Raw genomic sequence first — 17,369 nt, 5'->3', positions numbered from 1 at the left:
GTCCAACGTTACCGCCCGCCGGACTTTCCTGCCCGGCGCCGGGCGGCAACGCCGTCGATCACCAGGATAATCATCAGGAAGAATGCCAGCGGCAGGCCGTACAAGGCAAAGGACGTCACCCACACCGGGGCAGCGCTGCCGGCAAAGGCAATGGCCATGACGGCGCCCACGGCGGCCAGGGAAAAAACGGCAATGACCGCCGCAACTATCATCAGTGGCCGCCGGTAGCGGGAGGGTGTCATGGAAGTAACGCTAACAGCCCGGCTGTGCCCGTGCCGCAAAGCGGGAAACCGGGTCCCGGCAGGATAACCTTGAAGATACAGACCAACATGGTCCAGGCAGTCATACCCTGAACCCGCATATCAATGCGGATGCGGTGGCCGCCGGCCGTGTCACAGGAAGTCCAGAACGAAGAAGGTTGATTACGTGCCTACCGGCAAGGTCAAGTGGTATGACAAGGAAAAAGGCTTCGGATTCCTCGCGGGCGAGGACGGCCAGGAAGTATTCCTGCCCAAATCCGCCCTGCCCGAGGGCGTAACGGAGCTCAAGGCCGGCACCCGGGTGGAGTTTGGCGTGGCTGACGGACGCAAGGGCGCACAGGCGCTCGGATTGCGCGTGCTGGACAAGACACCGTCCATCGCCAAAGCAAAGCGTCCCAGCGCCAAGGACCTGGCCCCCCTGGTCCAGGACCTGGTGACCGTGCTGGATAACCTGTCCGGAACGCTGTCCGCCGGAAAGTACCCGGAAGGCAACAAGGCCAAGGCGATTGCCGCCGCCCTCCGTAAGGTTGCCGACGAGCTGGACGCTTAGGCATCCGTATGACTTCCGAACCTGATCAGGGCGCCCCCAAACCGGCCTCAAGGCCCCGTGCCGGCGTCCCCGTATGGCGCACCGGCAAGCCGGATGCCGTGCTCGCTGCAGCCGCCGACTTTGCCCGGACTGCGGTTGAGGGTATCGCCCCGGCCTCGCAGATCGGACGGCACCTGGGTGCAAAGACCGAGGGTGACCGTGTTGTCACGCATCTCTTTGAGTCCCTGCTGGCCGGGTACCAGGGCTGGCAGTGGTACGCGGTGCTCACACGCAATTCACGTTCCAAGGTCATCACGGTGAACGAACTCGGCCTGTTGCCCTCGGAGGATTCAATCCTTGCGCCGGAATGGGTGCCGTGGGCAGAACGGGTCCGCCCCGAAGATGCCCAGGACGATGAAATTGCGGACGCCGAAACTGCGGACGCCGGCGCAGCCGTCGACGGGATCGCCGTGGACGCTGCGGACGACGCAGCCGCGGACGATACGGCCCCGGACCTGATGGGCGAGGCAACTGTTTTCGACGACGATGGGGCACCCGTTTTCGACGACGACGAGGATGCCGTTTCCGACGGCGGCGCGGAAGAGGAACCCGACGACCGCCCTGACGCCGGCCACCCGGAATCAGACGCCGGCCAATCGCTCCGCGAGGCTGACTAGCCAGCTGAAATAACGGGGACCAGGCAACACGGAGGCCGGCGATGATGTCCACCTTCAAGTCCCTGCATATCGTCAACTACCGGCTCTGGTTCGTTGGTGCCCTGATATCCAATATCGGGACCTGGATGCAGCGCACCGCCCAGGACTGGCTGGTCTTTGACCATCTGACAGATCATGACGCGGGGGCCATGGGCATCACCATGGCCCTGCAGCTGGGGCCGCAGCTCTTCCTGGCGCCCGTGGCCGGCCTGGTGGCTGACCGCTTCAACCGGCGGCACCTCCTGGTGCTGACCCAGTCCACCATGGCGCTGCTGAGCACCGGGCTGGGCCTCCTGGTGGTCCTCGGTGCCGGGCAGCTGTGGCATGTCTACGCTTTTGCCCTGCTCCTGGGCCTTGTTTCCGCCCTGGACGCACCGGTGCGGCAGACTTTCGTCTCCGAGTTGGTGCGGGACGACTACCTGCCCAACGCGGTGGCACTCAACAGCGCCTCCTTCAACGTCGCCAGGATGATCGGACCCGCGGTGGCCGGCGTGCTGACGGTGGCCGTCGGACCGGGATGGGTGTTCCTGATCAACACCACCACGTTCCTGGCCCTCCTGTTGAGCCTGTGGAAGATTCCAGCTTCATCCCTGCGCCTCCTTCCCCGCGCGGCTCCCGGCAAGGGGAGGATCCGTGAAGGACTTCGTTACGTACGGTTCCGCCCGGACATCGTGGTGGTCCTCGTGGCCGTATTCATTGTGGGCACCCTCGGCCTGAATTTTGTCCTGTTCATCGCGGCCATGGTGGGTACAGAGTTCGGTTTGGACGCCGGTGCCTTCGGGCTGATGAACTCCATCATGGCCATCGGCTCCGTGGCTGGCGCGCTGCTGTCCGCCGGCCGAAGCAAGCCACGGCTGCGGATCATTTTCGGAGCAGCCGGCGCGTTCGGCGTCACGTCAGGGCTGGCGGCCCTGGCCCCCAGCTACTTCTGGTTCGGCGTGGCCCTGGTGCCGGTGGGCCTCTTTGCCATCACGATGATGACCAGCGCCAACGGCTACGTGCAGACCACCACGGACCCGGTCATGCGCGGCCGGGTGATGGCCCTCTACATGGCCATCTTCATGGGCGGAACCCCCATCGGGGCGCCCCTGGTCGGCTGGGTGGCCAACGTTGCAGGGCCGCGCTGGTCCATGTCCGTGGCCGCGGTTTCCGGGCTGCTGGCCGCGCTGATCGGAATGGTGTGGATCATCCGGGCAAAGCAGCTGAGGCTGGGCTTCAACCGCCGTGCCCGGGGGATGCGGTTTTTCCGACTGGTATCCGGCGCGTCCGGCCACACCAGCGAAGCGGAAAGACAAGAAGGCAAAGAAGAAGGCGCCGTCCGGGAGCAAAACCCGGACGACGCCGTCGAACGCTAACGGGGTCAGCGTCAGCTGATGCGTTACTTCCGCAGTTCGCCTACTACGTAGTCGATGCTGGACAGGAGGGCCGAGACATCGTCCGGCTCGATCGCAACGAAGGTGGCGATGCGCAGCTGGTTGCGCCCCAGCTTGCGGTAAGGCTCCGTGTCCACAATCCCGTTGGCGCGGAGGACCTTGGCGATGGCCGCGGCATCAATCGAGTCGTCGAAATCGATCGTGGCGATCACGTTTGAGCGGTCTTCGGCCTTGGTGACAAACGGCGTGGCGTACTCGGAGGCCTCGGCCCAGGAGTAGATGCGTCCGGCTGAATCGGCAGTGCGGGCAGCGGCAAAATCGAGGCCGCCGCTGGCGTTCAGCCACTGTACCTGCGCGTCCAGCGTCACCAGGGTAGCCAGCGCCGGGGTGTTGTACGTCTGGTTCAGGCGGGAGTTGTCAATGGCGGTCTGCAGGTCCAGGAAGTCCGGGATCCACCGGCCGCTTTCCTTGATCCTCGCGGCACGCTCCAGCGCGGCGGGGGAGAAGAGGCCCAGCCACAGGCCGCCGTCGGACGCGAAGTTCTTCTGCGGCGCAAAGTAGTAAACGTCGGCTTCTGAGACATCCACATCCAGGCCGCCCGCGGCGGACGTGGCATCCACCAGGACCAGTGATCCCTCATCCGCACCGGCAACCCGCTTGACCGGGGCAGCCACACCCGTGGACGTTTCGTTCTGCGGCCAGGCGTACACGTCCACGCCCGCTTCCGCCTGGGCTGTGGGCCGCGTGCCGGGCTCGGCCTTGAGGATGGAGGAGGCGTCCAGGAACGGAGCCTTGTTCGTGGCGGAGGCGAACTTGGAGCCGAACTCGCCGAAGGAAAGGTGCTGGGCCTTGCTGTCCACCAGGCCGAACGCCGCGATGTCCCAAAACGCGGTGGAGCCACCCACGCCAAGAACGACCTCGTAGCCCTCAGGCGCGCGGAAAAATTCGCTGAGGCCGTTGCGGACCGATCCCACGAGGTTCTTCACCGGGGCCTGGCGGTGGGAGGTACCCAGCAACGTGGCGGACGCGGCGGAAAGTGCCTCGATCTGCTCCGGGCGGACCTTTGAAGGCCCGGCGCCGAACCGTCCGTCCTTGGGCAGGAGGTTGGCGGGGATAGTGATGCTGGTGTCGCTCACGATGGCTCCAATTTTTTCGGCGTGGACGTGGGAGAGGCCCGGCAGTACACGGGTTCCTGCCGGAGGAATCCCCTATATTCTGCCTGACGTGCCTGCGGGGGACGGAACGGCACCCGTCATAGTCCAGTCACTGAGACATCCCGGCGGTCGGCGCACTTCAGTTGCGCCGGCTGTACTGCGGCGGATTATCCGGAGTAATTCAAAATAGGCTAGGCTTGAGCTTGACGTACAGCGGGCCGCGACGCCGGCCGGGCTGATCCCCGGGAGGGCTGTTCCCAAGGCTGATCGGTGGATGCCTATCCACTTGACGAGACCGACGGAGAACGCTTCCGCGCGGTACGGTGGGACTGACGCAAGGACTGTGCTCGAGGAGCTGAGCTGGATGACGGATCTGATCGACACCACGGAGATGTATCTTCGGACAATCTTGGAGCTTGAGGAAGAGAACATCGTGGCTCTCCGCGCCCGGATTGCCGAACGGCTGCGCCACTCAGGGCCCACCGTTTCGCAGACCATCGGCCGGATGGAGCGCGACGGGCTGGTGGTTGTTTCCGGCGACCGGCACCTTGAGCTCACCGAAACCGGCCGGAAACGGGCCACCGAAGTCATGCGCAAGCACAGGCTGGCGGAACGGCTCCTGGCTGACGTTATCGGCCTTGACTGGGCGTATGTCCACGACGAAGCCTGCCGCTGGGAACATGTCATGAGTGAGCGCGTTGAACGGCGCATTTTCGAACTCCTGAACCACCCCACGGTTTCCCCCTATGGCAATCCCATTCCCGGCCTGGCGGCGCTTGGCGGCCAACCGGCTCCTTTGTTCACCGACGGCGTGGTGAACCTGCTCGACGCCATGACCGGGTACGGGGCCGACTCGCGCATTACTGTCAGCCGCCTGGCCGAACCCATCCAGGTTGAACCGGAGCTGCTGGTCCAGCTGGATGAAGGCGGAATCCGGCCTGGCGCGACGCTCGCCCTGGAGCGGGTTGGGGAGTACATCTCGGTGCGCGTGCCTGAAATCGAAGGCGCCCTCGAGCTGCCGCCGGAAGTTGCGGCCCACGTGTTTGTTACCGTCAGCTAACCGCACGCATCATAGGACCACCTACAACTCACTGAGACGTAGATAACGGAATTATTACCGCGCTGATTAATCACCTATAGTTGGGGACTAGCGCCGATACTAAAGCGTTACCTGATCCGAAGCCGAGCTCTGCCAGCGGATCAGCGTACGAATCACCTCCTGGCAGAGGCGGGGGAACCACAACCGGCCGTTGAAAGACGGCCTTGGGGTGAAGTCCGTCAGCGGCAAGTCATCTCCGACGAAGGAATCCTTAGGGATACCCCTGTGCCGGATGCCTTGCATTGGCGGACCGGGTCTTTGATCTCTCTGACCCGAATCCGACAGCTAACTCCGCAGGCTATCCAGAGAGGATATTTCTTGACCACGCAGACCGTCAGGGGCCGCCGCAGGGCGACTGGTCCCGCTTCGGAGTACCCCGTGGCCGAAGCCGTTATGACGGTCAGGCCACGCGATGCACATCGTGATGCGCGCCGGCGCCGGAGCCTGTTCAGTCAGGTCACCGAGTTCGCTTCCGCGAGCGGTGTGGGTCAGAAAGCAGGCATTGCCCTGGCCGCCACCGGACTGGTCCTCACTGTGACCGTCCCGTCAACCGGGCCCATGATGAGCACTGCGGCCACCGGAAACACGTCCGCTGCCGCCGCATCTGTAGCGGCGCAGCCTGAGGTTTCCGCGGCTGCGGGCGCCAAAATCGACTTCAACCGGACCTACATCGCCACCAAGGGCGATCCCGACGGCAAGCTCAAGCAGCTGCTGAGCGCGCAGTCCGCCGGCACCATTACCCGTGCAGCGTCCACCGGCAGCCTCGGGGCACCGTTGGCGCAGATGGTTTCCGCATCCCCCTTCGGCTTCCGGGTCAGCCCGATCACCGGCGGCTCCGGCGAATTCCACCGCGGGCAGGACTATGCGGCCCAGTGCGGCACAAGTGTTATGGCAGCGGCCAGCGGAACGGTGACGTTCTCGGGATGGCACCCCTACGGCGGCGGAAACCGCGTGGTGATTGACCACGGCAACGGCCTGGAGACCACGTACAACCACTTGTCCTCGTCCAACGTCCAGGTAGGCCAGAAGGTCAGCCGTGGCGACGTTGTGGCCCTCAGCGGGACCACCGGCGCCTCCACCGGCTGCCACCTCCATTTTGAAGTGATGGTCAACGGCGAAGTCGTTGACCCTACCGGCTGGCTCTGATCCAAGCCGATGGAACACTCTCGTATTCCTGTGACATGCCGTGACCTGAATGTGACATTCACTTGGAATTCCTGTACCGTCTAAAGCACGCCAACTTTTCCGAAGTTGGCGCTCTTGAGTGGATTGCCTAACTCTGCCACCGCTCAAGGTCCGTTCGCATTACATCGTCTGGCAGAGGCGGGGGAACCAATTTTGGTCTTCGCAAGAAGACCTTGGGGTTAAGTCGCAAAGCTTCTCAGGAAGCGGCGTGGCCGGGTGACTCCCATCCGAATCCGACAGCTCACCTCGTAGGCATTGGGAGAGGCTACCTTCGTGTCTACACGTCACAATTCTGCGCGCCACCGTGCGCAAACGGTTCGTACGAACCCGTTGAACTCCGTGTCCAAGGCTGTTACTGCCAACGCCGGGACCGTAGGTCGCCAGGCGGCTGTCATTGCAGCCGCGTCCGGACTGATCCTCAGCGTTGGTATGCCGGCAAACGCCGCAGATACCAACCTGGGAGTGTCGGCTTCCACGGAGTCCGGCTCACAGTCGGCCCAGCTGGCCGTTACCGCGGAACCGACAGCGACTATTTCCTTCGAGCGTCCGGCAGTGACCACGAAGGCAGCGCCCAAGGTTGAAACCGTACGGGCTCAGTCGACCGGTTCAGATTCAACTGAGGCTGACGGAGAAGCGAAGGCAGGCAAGCTCGCCGACGCCGTTTCCTCCGCTGCCGCATCAGGCCTCGCCGCGATCGCCTACACCGGGATCGGCAGCCCCTACGTCTGGGGCGGCACCACCCCCAGCGGCTGGGACTGCTCAGGCTTCACCCAGTGGGTCTACGCCCAGGCCGGCATCAGCATCCCCCGCACCAACGCATGGAACGCCATGACGCCTACCGCCACCCCGGCGCCGGGCGACCTGGTCATGCAAAACGGCGGCGCTCACGTTGGCATCTACGTCGGCAACGGCATGATGATCAGCGCGCTGAACCCGTCGCAGGGCACCATCCTGCACGCCGTGTCCGCCACGGGCACGTCTGCGTTCTACACGCTTCGCTAACACACGCGCTTCCCTTCACTGAAGCGCGCGTACTTCGCTAAAAACCCGTTCGGGCCGTTCCGGCTTACCCCCAAGATGCCGGAGCGTCCAAAAACCGCGGCCTGCCACGCAGTCTGAGGAAAACGAAAGAGAGAAATAATGACTACTCGTGCCATCGCACGGCACCGCGCCGAGGTTACCAAAACCAACTCGCTTGCTGTCATTGCCAAAGCTGTCGGCGACAACGCCGGTGGCATGGGCCGTCAGGCTGCGGTTATCGCTGCTGCTTCCGGTCTGGTCCTGACGAGCGGTATCGCAGCCAACGCTGCCGACACCAACGTTCAGCGCGAAGCAACCTCCGCTTCCACCCTGGAAGTTCAGTCTTCCGCTCCGGCCAACATCTCGGCCGCTTCCAGCATCGCCATCTCCTTCGAGAAGCCGGCTGTTTCCACCACTCCGGCTCCGGTCGTTGAGGCTCCGAAGCCGGTCGTCGAGGTTCAGGAAGCTGCTCCCGAGGCCGCTCCCGCAGCCGTTGCAGCAACTGTGTCCGCCCCGGCAGCGCCCGCCGCGCCCGCCGCTGCCAGCGGAAACGGTGCTTCCATTGCAGCTGCCGCTTACGCCCAGCTCGGTGTTTCCCAGGACTGCACCGCCCTGGCCACGAACGCGCTTGCCGCTGTGGGTGTCAACTACCACGGCTGGCCGGCAGGTTACCTGTCCCTGGGCCGCACCGTGAGTGCAGCCGAGGCACAGCCGGGCGACCTCGCCTACTACGAAAACGGCGGCATGGGCATGGCCCACATCGCTGTTTACGTCGGCAACGGCCAGGCCGTGCACGGTGGCTGGAACGGTGGAACCACATCCCTGTTCAGCGTCAACGTCGGCTCCGGCCCGGTCTTCATCCGCGTTGGCGGCTAAAGCCTCCGGCTAGCGACTTCCAGAAGAACCCCTGCCATCGGCAGGGGTTCTTCTGCGTTTCCGGCAGGTGAATTATTGCCGACACGCAGTGTGTGGTAGTGGCCCGATTCGGTGATCGGGCACTTGAGTGTTTACTCTTGTGTTGTCGATCCATAGCCCGGACAAGCAGAGGGCAGCCGGCCCTCGAGCCCCTGACGGGTGCGGCCGTGAAGAGGTATGTGCATGCGCACTCTCGTTCTTAATGCTGGATATGAACCGCTGGCGGTTGTGACCTTCCGCCGGGCGCTGGTTCTTGTGCTGACCGGAAAAGCAAGCGTGGTGGCCGAAGGCGACGATCCTGTCGTTGGGCCGCAGGAGATCCTGGGCCGCCCGTCCGTGATTCTCCTCAACCGCTACATCCGGCCCCGGTACAACACAATCACTGCTGTGAGCCGCCGGGGTGTGCTGCGCCGTGACGGCCACCGCTGCGCCTATTGCGGTAAGGCAGCACACACCATTGATCATGTCCACCCGAAATCGCGGGGCGGTGCGGACTCCTGGGAAAACCTGGTGGCCGCCTGCCTGCGGTGCAACAACGTTAAGGGTGACCATACGCCGGCCGAGATGGGCTGGAAGCTCCGGTTCGTACCGGCGCCTCCGCACGGCACCATCTGGCAGATCAAGGAGCTGGAGAAGCCCACGCCAGCGTGGGACCCGTTCCTTCTGCCCGAATCCGCCGCCTGAGGCGTCACGTCTGCACCGGGCCGAGTGTCCGGGGCTAGGCTGGCCATGTGGAGTTTGATGCCTTGATTCTGGCCGGCGGGCGTTCATCGCGCCTGGGCGGCGTGCCCAAGTCCCAGCTCGTGTACGACGGCGCCACCCTCCTGGCGCTGTCGCTGGCAGCATCCGCCGGTGCGGGCGCCACGGTGGTGGTGGGACCTGACCCGGGCACGTTGCCACCGGGCGTTCTGACGTGCCGCGAGGAGCCGGCGTTCGCGGGGCCTGCGGCGGCGATCGCTGCAGGTTTGGCGTCCCTTGACCGCTCGCGTGGCCCGCTCCGGGCAGCGTTGACGCTGATCCTGGCTTGCGACATGCCCAAAGCGGACCAGGCCGTGGCCGCCCTGCAGGCCGCCCTGGCCCATGACAGCCAGAATGCCACCGAATCCGAAGGAGTCATGGCGGTTTCTCCGGATGGCCGCAAACAGCCGCTTGCCGGCTTTTATGGCACAGCTGTGCTAGAACGTGCGGTGGACGAAATGGAGAAGGGCGGGGGGCTTACAGGGGCATCAGTCTTCGCCCTCCTTGCTAGGCTTGACGTGCGGGCTGTTACTGTCCCTGCCGGCGCCACGGATGACGTGGACACGTGGGACGATGCCACCGCGTTAGGGGTGTCCCGCCAGGGGTCATGATCCACCGTTGGTGGGGGACCGTGCAGTGGCACCGCAACTGAATTTGAGTATGGAGGCAACAGTGAAAAGCCAGGACGAAACGCTGGAGGACTGGTGCCGGGCCCTGCTGCAAGCCTTCGAGCTGGAGGACGTCGAGGTGGACGTCAATGAAGTGCTTGCGCTGGCCGGCGTCGCGGCCCATTCGGTGGTGCGGCCGGCGGCGCCGCTGACCACTTTCATCGCCGGCTTCGCGGCGGGCATGGCATCGGGTTCGGGGCAGGCACCGGATGCGGTCTCAATGCAGGCGGCCCTGGGAGTGGCACGGGCGCTGGCAATGGATTACGCAGCGGCCGACTCCACAACTGGCCCGGCTGATCCGGCCGGCCCCGGTTCGGTGCGAACCGACGCTGCGCCCGGACCGTCGGTCAGCAGTGGGAACACCGGCGCATGACGGCTGCGCCGCCGGACGGGGGTGACGCCGCCAGCGACGGGCCCGAACGCGGCGAAACCGAAGATTCAGCCGATCCACGCCCTGGGGGAGGCGCCAGCGGGTCCTCCTCCGATCCCGGAGCTGAGGACGCCGCTGCCACGGCAGCCGGGTCCGCCGATACCGGGGACAGCCATTTGGCGCACACCTGGCAGGAGGCCCGGCAGGCGTCATTCGATTGCGCAACTCCCATTCCGCCCGGCCTGGTGCCGCTCAGGACCGCGCTGGGCCGAACGCTCGCAGCCGATATTACGGCGCTCCAGGACATGCCGCACTACGCGTCGTCCGCCATGGACGGCTGGGCAGTGAACGGCACAGGGCCCTGGATCCTGGCGGACCCCGGACATCGGCTCGCACCCCACCAGGCCAGCCCCATCGTCACCGGCGGCCTCATTCCGCCCGGGGCGAAGGCTGTTCTCCGCAGCGAGAGCGGCACGATAACCACGGACGACGAAGGGCTCCCGGTCCTGGCCCTCGGCGGGGCCGCACGGCCCGGTGAACCGAAGAACGGCCAGCACATCCGGAAGGCGGGCGAGGAAGCGGCCGCCGGGGACATCCTGGTCAAAAGCGGCACGGTCCTGAACCCGGCCCACCTGGCCCTCGCGGCGCTGGCCGGCCATGACACCCTGCGGGTCCAGGGGAAACCTGTGGTGAAGCTCCTGCTGACAGGATCGGAGGTGGTCACCGCAGGCCTGCCCGCGCCGGGCAAGGTCCGGGACACCTTCGGCCCGCAGCTTGGAGCCGTGGTTGAGATGCTCGGCGGCATCAGCGCCGGGCAGGAGAAAATCGGCGACGACTACGACGAATGGCTTGCTGCCCTGGAAGACACCGGGCCGGATGACGGGTCAGGGCTTCGTCCGGACACAGGGGAGCCGGCAGCGGAAGAGGCGCCTGCCGACGTCGTCATCACCACCGGCGGAACCGGCCGTTCCGGGACCGACCACCTCCGCCGGGCTGTCGCGGAACTCGGCGGTCGCCTCTTGATCGACGGCATCGCCATGCGTCCCGGGCACCCGGCGGTCCTCGCCGAGCTGCCGGACGGCCGTTTCATCCTTGGCCTGCCCGGCAATCCCCTTGCCGCGATGATGGCGCTCTGCACGGTGGGTGCGCCGTTGCTGGCCGCCTTGGGCCACGGGACACTGCCGCCGGTCGGTGAAGTGCCTTGCGGAACGCTGATCGACCCGGATCCGGGACGGACGAGGCTGATGCCGTTCAGGCTCCTGTACGGCATGGCATCCCCGGCCCAGCACGCCGGTCCCGGCATGATGCGCGGCCTGGCGGCGGCGGACGGCGTCCTGGTGGTTCCGCCGCACGGCGTTCAGCTGGGGGAGGCGGTGCCCGCCTTCGCCTTACCCTGGGGCGCGCCGATCCAGCAGGCGGAACCTGCGGCCGCGAAGCCCAAGACTGCTCCACGCAAGGCTTCCCGGAAGCCCGCGGCTTCGGACGGTCCCGTGGACTGGAGCGCACTGCTGGGCTAATTCGGTCCCCGCTGGTGAAGCCGGTTCCGGCTTGCAATGATGGTCATATCCCGCACTGTTAGGAGCACAACGTGGCCCGCATGACGCAACGCCGCAAGATCCACAGGTTTGTCCTGGACGGTTCACCCCAGTCCCTTGAATTTCCCGTGCGGCACCGGGAAGACGTGCTGGCGGTGGAGGAACCGCTGGAAATACGGCTGGGATCCCTTCCCTTTACCGTAACCATGCGGACGCCCGGAGACGATTTTGACCTTGTGGCCGGATTCCTGGTGTCCGAGGGCATCATCTGGGCCCCCGAGCAGCTCGTCTCGCTGCGGTTTTGCGCGGGCGAGGACGAGAACGGGGTGCAGACCTTCAACGTTGTGGAAGCGCAGCTGCGGCCCGACGTCGTCCTGCCCGACAGGGGACGGAACATCTTCACCTCAAGCTCGTGCGGCATCTGCGGCACCGATTCCATCGACGCCGTCCGCAAGTCGTCGCATTTCAGCCCCGCGGCGGATCCGCTGACTGTCCCTGTGGAGACGCTGTCCGGGCTGCCGGACAAACTCCGCGCAGCGCAGGCCGTCTTCGAGGCCACGGGAGGAGTCCACGCCGCCGGGCTCTTCCGGATCACGGACGACGGCGGCACTGAGCTGTTGTGCCTGCGTGAGGACGTGGGGCGCCACAACGCCGTGGACAAAGTGGTTGGCTGGGCGCTGCGGGAACGGCTGCTGCCGCTGGCGGGCACGGTCTTGCAGGTCTCCGGGAGGGCCTCATTCGAACTCGTGCAGAAGGCCGCCCTCGCCGGCATCCCGGTGCTGGCCGCCGTCAGTGCACCTTCCAGCCTGGCCGTGGAGCTTGCGGAAGCCAGCGGCATGACGCTGGCAGGCTTCAGCAGGGGCACCAAGCTTAATGTCTATGCCGGACAACACCGGATCACGGCTCCCGCACCGGTGCCCGGATAGGCAAAGCGCTTGGATTAACGGACTGGGCGCAGTAGATTTTATCCATCGATTGGACGCGCCGATCCGCTCCTTCGGCCGAGTTCCAGGGTGTGCGCATAAGCTGAAGCCAGCGGGCAGGCACGTACCGCGGACCAGCTGTCAGCTCCCAGGCCACAGGCATTAAAGAGGACCACATTGCACGACGACCGACGCATCACGGAAGTCCGTCTCGACCGCTTCATGCGCGAACGCGTGGACACCGCGGTGTATACCCGCAGCGTCCCGTTGAACCTCGGCAGCTGGGACGTTCCGGACGAGCCAGTTTCCGTCATGGAAGCCCTCCACCACGACTTCACCCCGCTGGACCACGGGTCGCCGTGGGGCCGCCCGTGGAGCACCAAATGGATGAGGCTGCAGGGCGAGGTGCCGGACTCATGGGGAACCGCTCCTGACACCGCGGTGGAAATCGTGGTGGACCTTGGCTTCACCCGTGAGCTCCCGGGCTTCCAGTGCGAGGGAATCGCTTGGCGGCCGGACGGAACCATCATCAAGGCCATCTCACCGCGGAACCAGTACATACCGCTGAAGCTCCTGGGCAGCGGCATGGCAGTGGACTTCTACGTCGAGGCCGCCGCCAATCCCGACGTCGCGCAGGGCTGGACATTCGCAGCCATGCCCTACGGCGACAAGGCGACCGCGGGGCAGGACCCCAAATACCGGCTTGGCACCATCGCGATCGCCGAACTCAACCAGACCGTCTGGGCACTGCAGCAGGACGTCTGGACCCTGAGCGGCCTCATGCACGAGCTCCCCATGGAACTGCCGCGCCGGCACGAGATCCTCCGCGCCCTGGAACGGATGCTGGACATCATGGATCCGGACGACGTTCCCGGCACCGCGGCGGCGGGCCGTGCAGCCCTGGCCGAGGTGCTGTCCCGCCCGGCCTACGCCTCGGCCCACCAGCTGGTTGCCACGGGCCACGCGCACATCGACTCCGCATGGCTATGGCCGGTCCGGGAAACCATCCGCAAGTGTGCCCGCACGTTCTCCAACGTCGTGGCCCTGATGGACGAGTCTCCGGACTTCGTTTTCTCCTGTTCGTCCGCGCAGCAGCTGGCCTGGATGAAGGAGTTCTACCCTGAACTCTTCGGCCGTATCCGCGAGAAGGTCAAGGCCGGCCAATTCGTACCGGTGGGCGGCATGTGGGTGGAATCGGACACCAACATGCCAGGCGGCGAGGCCATGGCCCGGCAGTTCATCGAAGGGAAGAAGTTCTTCCTGGATGAATTTGGTGTGGATTGCCAGGAAGCCTGGCTGCCTGATTCCTTTGGATACTCAGGTGCGCTGCCCCAGATCGTAAAGGCGGCTGGCAGCAAGTGGTTCCTGACCCAGAAGATCTCCTGGAACCAGGTCAACAGGATGCCGCACCACACCTTCAACTGGGAAGGGATCGACGGCACCCGGCTGTTCACCCACTTCCCGCCCATTGACACCTACAACTCGGAACTGAGCGGCCGCGAACTGGCGCACGCCGAACGGAACTACCGGGACCACGGCCGCGGCACCGTCTCGCTGGTCCCGTTCGGTTACGGCGACGGCGGGGGCGGACCAACCCGGGAAATGATCGCCGCAGCCCACCGCACGGCCGACCTCGAAGGCTCCCCGAAGGTGCGGATCGGCACTGCCGCCAACTTCTTCACGCAGGCGCAGGCTGAATACACGTCCCTGCCCGTGTGGGTGGGGGAGATGTACCTGGAACTGCACCGCGGAACGTACACCAGCCAGGCAAAAACCAAACTGGGCAACCGGCGCAGCGAACACCTGCTCCGGGAAGCCGAACTGTGGTGCGCCACCGCCTCCGTCCGCACTGCGGGCGGGTTCGCCTACCCGGCAGCCGAACTGAAACGCCTGTGGCAACTGGTCCTGCTTCAGCAGTTCCATGACATCCTGCCCGGGAGTTCGATCGCGTGGGTCCACCAGGACGCCGAGCGGAACTATGCAGCCGTCGCGGATGCCCTTGAGGCCATCATCGCCGGCGCCGCGCGCGCCGCACTCGGGGAAGGCACCAGCGAGTTCCTGCTCAACGCCGCACCGCACGAACGCAGCGGTGTTCCCGCCCTGGCCGCCGCCGAACCCGTCCGGAGCGACCACCCGGTGACGGTGACCGAATCCGGCGGGGGCTACATCCTGGACAACGGCGTGATCAGGGCCGTGCTGGACGCCAACGGGCTCCTGACCTCGCTTCTGGACCATGCCAGCGGCCGCGAAGCGATTGCCCCGGGCCAGTTCGGGAACCATCTGGAACTCCACCGCGATACGCCCAACGAATGGGACGCATGGGACATTGACGAGTTCTACCGCCGGAACGTCACCTCACTGACCAAAGCGCGTTCGGTGACGCTGGAGCGGGGCGGCTGGGACGCCGTCGTGGTGGTGGAACGGCTGGCCGGATCGTCAGCCATCACCCAGCGGATTTCGCTTGAGGCCGGCTCCGGATCACTGAGCATCCTGACCGCCGTGGACTGGCAGGAACGGGAAAAGCTGCTCAAGATCGGCTTCCCGCTGGACGTCCGGGCGGACCGCTCCGCGTCGGAGACCCAGTTCGGGCATGTGTTCCGGCCCACCCACACCAACACGTCCTGGGAAGCGGCGAAGTTCGAAATCTGCGCCCACCGCTGGATCCACGTGGCGGAGCCGGGCTATGGCGTGGCGGTGTCCAACGCCTCCAGTTACGGCCACGACGTCACCCGCAGCGTGAGGGACGACGGCGGCACCACCACTACGGTGCGCACGTCGCTGCTGCGCGCCCCCAAGTACCCGGATCCGGGTGCGGACCGTGGCCGGCACGAACTCCTGGTGACCATCAGGCCCGGGGCGGCCATCGCCGACGCCGTCGAAGAGGGCTACCGGACCAACCTTGCACCGCGCATCGTGAAGGGCGCGCACGCCGTCAGCCCCCTGTTCACGGTGTTCAACCAGGGAATCGTGGTCGAGGCGGTGAAGCTGGCGGAAGACGGCTCCGGCGATGTCATCGTACGTCTCTACGAATCCCTGGGGGAGCGGTCAGAGGGAATGGTGACGGCGAACTTCGACACGAAGAAAGTGCATGCCGTGGATCTGCTGGAGCGTCCAATTGCGGGCCAAGGCGTGACAGCGGGCCTGGATTCCGCGAAACTGACGCTCCGCCCGTTCCAGCTCGTGACCCTGCGATTCACCCGCTGAGGCGCAACGGCCGTTAAACAGGCTGAGTGGGGGCGGTCCCCAACGGCCCGCCACCACTCATCCCCCCAATAGCGCTCTGTGGCTGCCCGGCGTCGAACGGATTGTCCCCATTCCCGACTCCAGGCAGAAGCCACTTTCACACATTCATGATTCTCTCACGTTCTAATGATTTTGTGAAAGCCCTAAGTCTACTTTGCAGTAGATGACTTTTGCGGGGCGGATTGCGTTGCCCGGACCCTTGCGATCCAGAAGGCGGCGAGGCCCACCACGAAGCAGAGCGCGGCTCCGTAATTGATGACGAACTTCAGGGGAGTCAACTGTGCCGGGAAGAAGGGGAACAGCAGGCTCACGGTCAGGCAGACACCGCCGATGGCCAGCAGGAGGGCCCCCGCCCGCACCAGCCCCGGCAGCCGGCTGCCAACGGCCTTCACCATGGCGGGGAGGAGGACCAGGGAAACGTAGGCCGGGTAGGCGCGCCCGGCTGCACCGTAATACTCCACCAGGTGGGCATTGCGGGTGCTGCGCTCGTACACCGCACTAAGCCCCGCCGACGAGCTAAACGAATCCATCATGGCGAAAAAGACGACCATGACGGCAGAGATGAGGCCAAACACCAGCAGCCCCGGCCGCCCGACCAGCCAGCGCCTCTGTTTATCGGCGCCGAAGGCATTCACGCAACGCAGCCCGATGAAAAAGATGACGGTGAAGAGGACGAAGCGCAGTATGAGGTTGGCGACGTTGATGCCGCCGAGCAGGCCGTCGATGGCAACATACGGGCCGTCAATGCTCAGGAGGATTGCGAGTGTGGCCAGCAGGAAGATGTAAAAGAGTGACCTGTTCTCACCCCTGACCGCACTTGGAATTCGTGCCACCGCAGCGGCGCAGCAGACGGCCAGGGTGGACCATTGCAGGATCTCGATCATCCGAGGTTCTCCCAGATCGTTTTGGTTTGTTGGTGGTCTTGTTCCTGGCGCCTGAGGGTCTTTCCCAGCGCCTGCAGCCGCTCGCCGGCCAGGGCGGCGAGCTCGCCATCGGACAAGGCGTCCAGGGCTGCCTGCCGTGCGCCGGGCGGCCAGCCGGCCTCGGACTCGGTAATCATTCCGGTGGCCACGAGCCCGCCAGTCAGCCCAACGCCGGCTGCCCTGGACGTGGCGATGGCCAGCTCCGGGGTCAGCCGGTTGGCGGTCAGCTGCGCGGAGTAATTCTGGGGGGCGATCCCGGTGGCGGCGGAAACCCGGTGCCGGAGCTCGCCGTCGTCGATTGCGTCTACCCAGTTCTTCACGGAGGTTGCATGCGGCGCGGGTGTGAGCGGCGGGGCGGGCGGCGGCCTATCCGCGTCGCCGCCGCCCGCTGCACCGGCGGAGCGGGCAATGACCGCACTCAGGAGGTCCATGGTGGCGATCTGGCTGACCAGTTCCGCGGCAGTGGGCAGCACGGGGCTTCCGGCAAGCTCGCTGTAACTCGCGAAGGTGGCCAACGCCGCCACCGGGTTGATATTGAAGGCCCGGCTGATGCTGACGACGGTGCTTTCCGCCACCTTCCCGCGGACCAGCTGCTGCGCCAGGGTGGTCCGCTTGACCCCGGAGATCCTGCAGATATCGGCAGTGCTCGCCTGGGGCGCTATTCCGTGAAGCCAGCGTTGGAACGCCTTGGCGGGGAGTGGCATGGATGGCTTCCTGC

At 65.5% G+C, this 17,369-nt stretch carries 17 protein-coding genes and 2 riboswitches; of the genes, 13 read left to right on the top strand and 4 right to left on the bottom strand.

From position 1 onward, the window contains the following. Positions 1-8 precede the first annotated feature (8 nt). Complete coding sequence (locus CXQ91_RS09440) at positions 9-242, bottom strand: hypothetical protein (RefSeq protein ID WP_104173650.1); 234 nt, start codon at positions 240-242, stop codon at positions 9-11. Between the two features lie 184 nt (positions 243-426). Here CXQ91_RS09440 and CXQ91_RS09435 point away from each other — a divergent pair, with 184 nt between their 5' ends. Genes CXQ91_RS09435 through CXQ91_RS09425 form a run of 3 tightly spaced genes read left to right on the top strand, consistent with a single transcriptional unit; the run spans position 427 to position 2,860 of the window. Next, positions 427-810 carry a cold-shock protein gene (locus CXQ91_RS09435; protein ID WP_011690655.1) on the top strand — a complete coding sequence of 128 codons (384 nt, stop codon included), beginning with the start codon at positions 427-429 and terminating at the stop codon, positions 808-810. Positions 811-818: 8 nt separating this feature from the next. Next, a complete protein-coding gene (locus tag CXQ91_RS09430) occupies positions 819-1,466 on the top strand; it encodes a DUF3027 domain-containing protein (RefSeq protein WP_104173649.1) in 648 nt (215 codons plus the stop codon). Between the two features lie 44 nt (positions 1,467-1,510). Beyond that, positions 1,511-2,860, top strand: coding sequence for an MFS transporter (locus CXQ91_RS09425; RefSeq protein ID WP_258073916.1), 1,350 nt, complete (start codon positions 1,511-1,513; stop codon positions 2,858-2,860). Between the two features lie 23 nt (positions 2,861-2,883). Here CXQ91_RS09425 and serC read toward each other — a convergent pair whose 3' ends face one another. After that, positions 2,884-4,014, bottom strand: a complete 1,131-nt coding sequence (serC, locus tag CXQ91_RS09420) for a phosphoserine transaminase (protein WP_104173647.1) — start codon at positions 4,012-4,014, stop codon at positions 2,884-2,886. 382 nt (positions 4,015-4,396) lie between these two features. On the opposite strand from serC, the gene CXQ91_RS09415 reads away from it, so the two are divergent. The 10 genes from CXQ91_RS09415 (at position 4,397) to CXQ91_RS09370 (ending at position 15,689) form a co-directional block, all read left to right on the top strand. Then, complete coding sequence (locus tag CXQ91_RS09415; protein ID WP_104173688.1) at positions 4,397-5,092, top strand: metal-dependent transcriptional regulator; 696 nt, start codon at positions 4,397-4,399, stop codon at positions 5,090-5,092. Positions 5,093-5,202: 110 nt separating this feature from the next. Further along, positions 5,203-5,446, top strand: a riboswitch (cyclic di-AMP (ydaO/yuaA leader). A gap of 3 nt (positions 5,447-5,449) precedes the next feature. After that, a complete protein-coding gene (locus tag CXQ91_RS09405) occupies positions 5,450-6,277 on the top strand; it encodes a M23 family metallopeptidase (RefSeq protein ID WP_104173645.1) in 828 nt (275 codons plus the stop codon). Positions 6,278-6,391: 114 nt separating this feature from the next. Continuing rightward, positions 6,392-6,585, top strand: a riboswitch (cyclic di-AMP (ydaO/yuaA leader). A 70-nt stretch (positions 6,586-6,655) separates the two neighbouring features. Next, complete coding sequence (locus CXQ91_RS09400) at positions 6,656-7,318, top strand: C40 family peptidase (RefSeq protein ID WP_181038839.1); 663 nt, start codon at positions 6,656-6,658, stop codon at positions 7,316-7,318. 138 nt (positions 7,319-7,456) lie between these two features. Beyond that, entirely contained in the window at positions 7,457-8,212 is a 756-nt protein-coding gene (locus CXQ91_RS09395) for an NlpC/P60 family protein (RefSeq protein WP_104173643.1), read from the top strand. Between the two features lie 222 nt (positions 8,213-8,434). Beyond that, the gene (locus tag CXQ91_RS09390) at positions 8,435-8,935 is read left to right on the top strand and encodes an HNH endonuclease (protein ID WP_028271305.1); all 501 of its coding nucleotides are present in this window, start codon (positions 8,435-8,437) and stop codon (positions 8,933-8,935) included. Between the two features lie 47 nt (positions 8,936-8,982). Continuing rightward, entirely contained in the window at positions 8,983-9,600 is a 618-nt protein-coding gene (locus CXQ91_RS25020; RefSeq protein WP_219816508.1) for a molybdenum cofactor guanylyltransferase, read from the top strand. A 61-nt stretch (positions 9,601-9,661) separates the two neighbouring features. Further along, the gene (locus CXQ91_RS25015; protein WP_219816507.1) at positions 9,662-10,030 is read left to right on the top strand and encodes a DUF6457 domain-containing protein; all 369 of its coding nucleotides are present in this window, start codon (positions 9,662-9,664) and stop codon (positions 10,028-10,030) included. Then, complete coding sequence (locus CXQ91_RS09380; RefSeq protein WP_104173642.1) at positions 10,027-11,544, top strand: molybdopterin molybdotransferase MoeA; 1,518 nt, start codon at positions 10,027-10,029, stop codon at positions 11,542-11,544. The genes CXQ91_RS25015 and CXQ91_RS09380 overlap by 4 nt, the downstream gene beginning before the upstream one ends. Before the next feature lie 71 nt (positions 11,545-11,615). Beyond that, positions 11,616-12,488, top strand: a complete 873-nt coding sequence (gene fdhD, locus CXQ91_RS09375; protein ID WP_104173641.1) for a formate dehydrogenase accessory sulfurtransferase FdhD — start codon at positions 11,616-11,618, stop codon at positions 12,486-12,488. A gap of 174 nt (positions 12,489-12,662) precedes the next feature. Next, positions 12,663-15,689 (top strand): glycoside hydrolase family 38 C-terminal domain-containing protein, encoded by a 3,027-nt coding sequence (locus CXQ91_RS09370; protein ID WP_104173640.1) that lies wholly within the window; start codon positions 12,663-12,665, stop codon positions 15,687-15,689. A 188-nt stretch (positions 15,690-15,877) separates the two neighbouring features. On the opposite strand, the gene CXQ91_RS09365 is transcribed toward CXQ91_RS09370, so the two are convergent. After that, positions 15,878-16,612 (bottom strand): hypothetical protein, encoded by a 735-nt coding sequence (locus tag CXQ91_RS09365; protein WP_104173639.1) that lies wholly within the window; start codon positions 16,610-16,612, stop codon positions 15,878-15,880. After that, positions 16,609-17,355: a hypothetical protein gene (locus CXQ91_RS09360; RefSeq protein WP_104173638.1), complete on the bottom strand. Its 747-nt coding sequence runs from the start codon at positions 17,353-17,355 to the stop codon at positions 16,609-16,611. The genes CXQ91_RS09365 and CXQ91_RS09360 overlap by 4 nt, the downstream gene beginning before the upstream one ends. Between the last annotated feature and the right edge of the window lie 14 nt (positions 17,356-17,369).

The sequence above is a fragment of the Arthrobacter sp. Y81 genome (assembly GCF_002929335.1).
GTDB lineage: Bacteria > Actinomycetota > Actinomycetes > Actinomycetales > Micrococcaceae > Arthrobacter.
The sequence above is the reverse complement of the archived record's forward strand: the minus strand, read 5'-3'. Positions and strand labels throughout refer to the sequence as shown.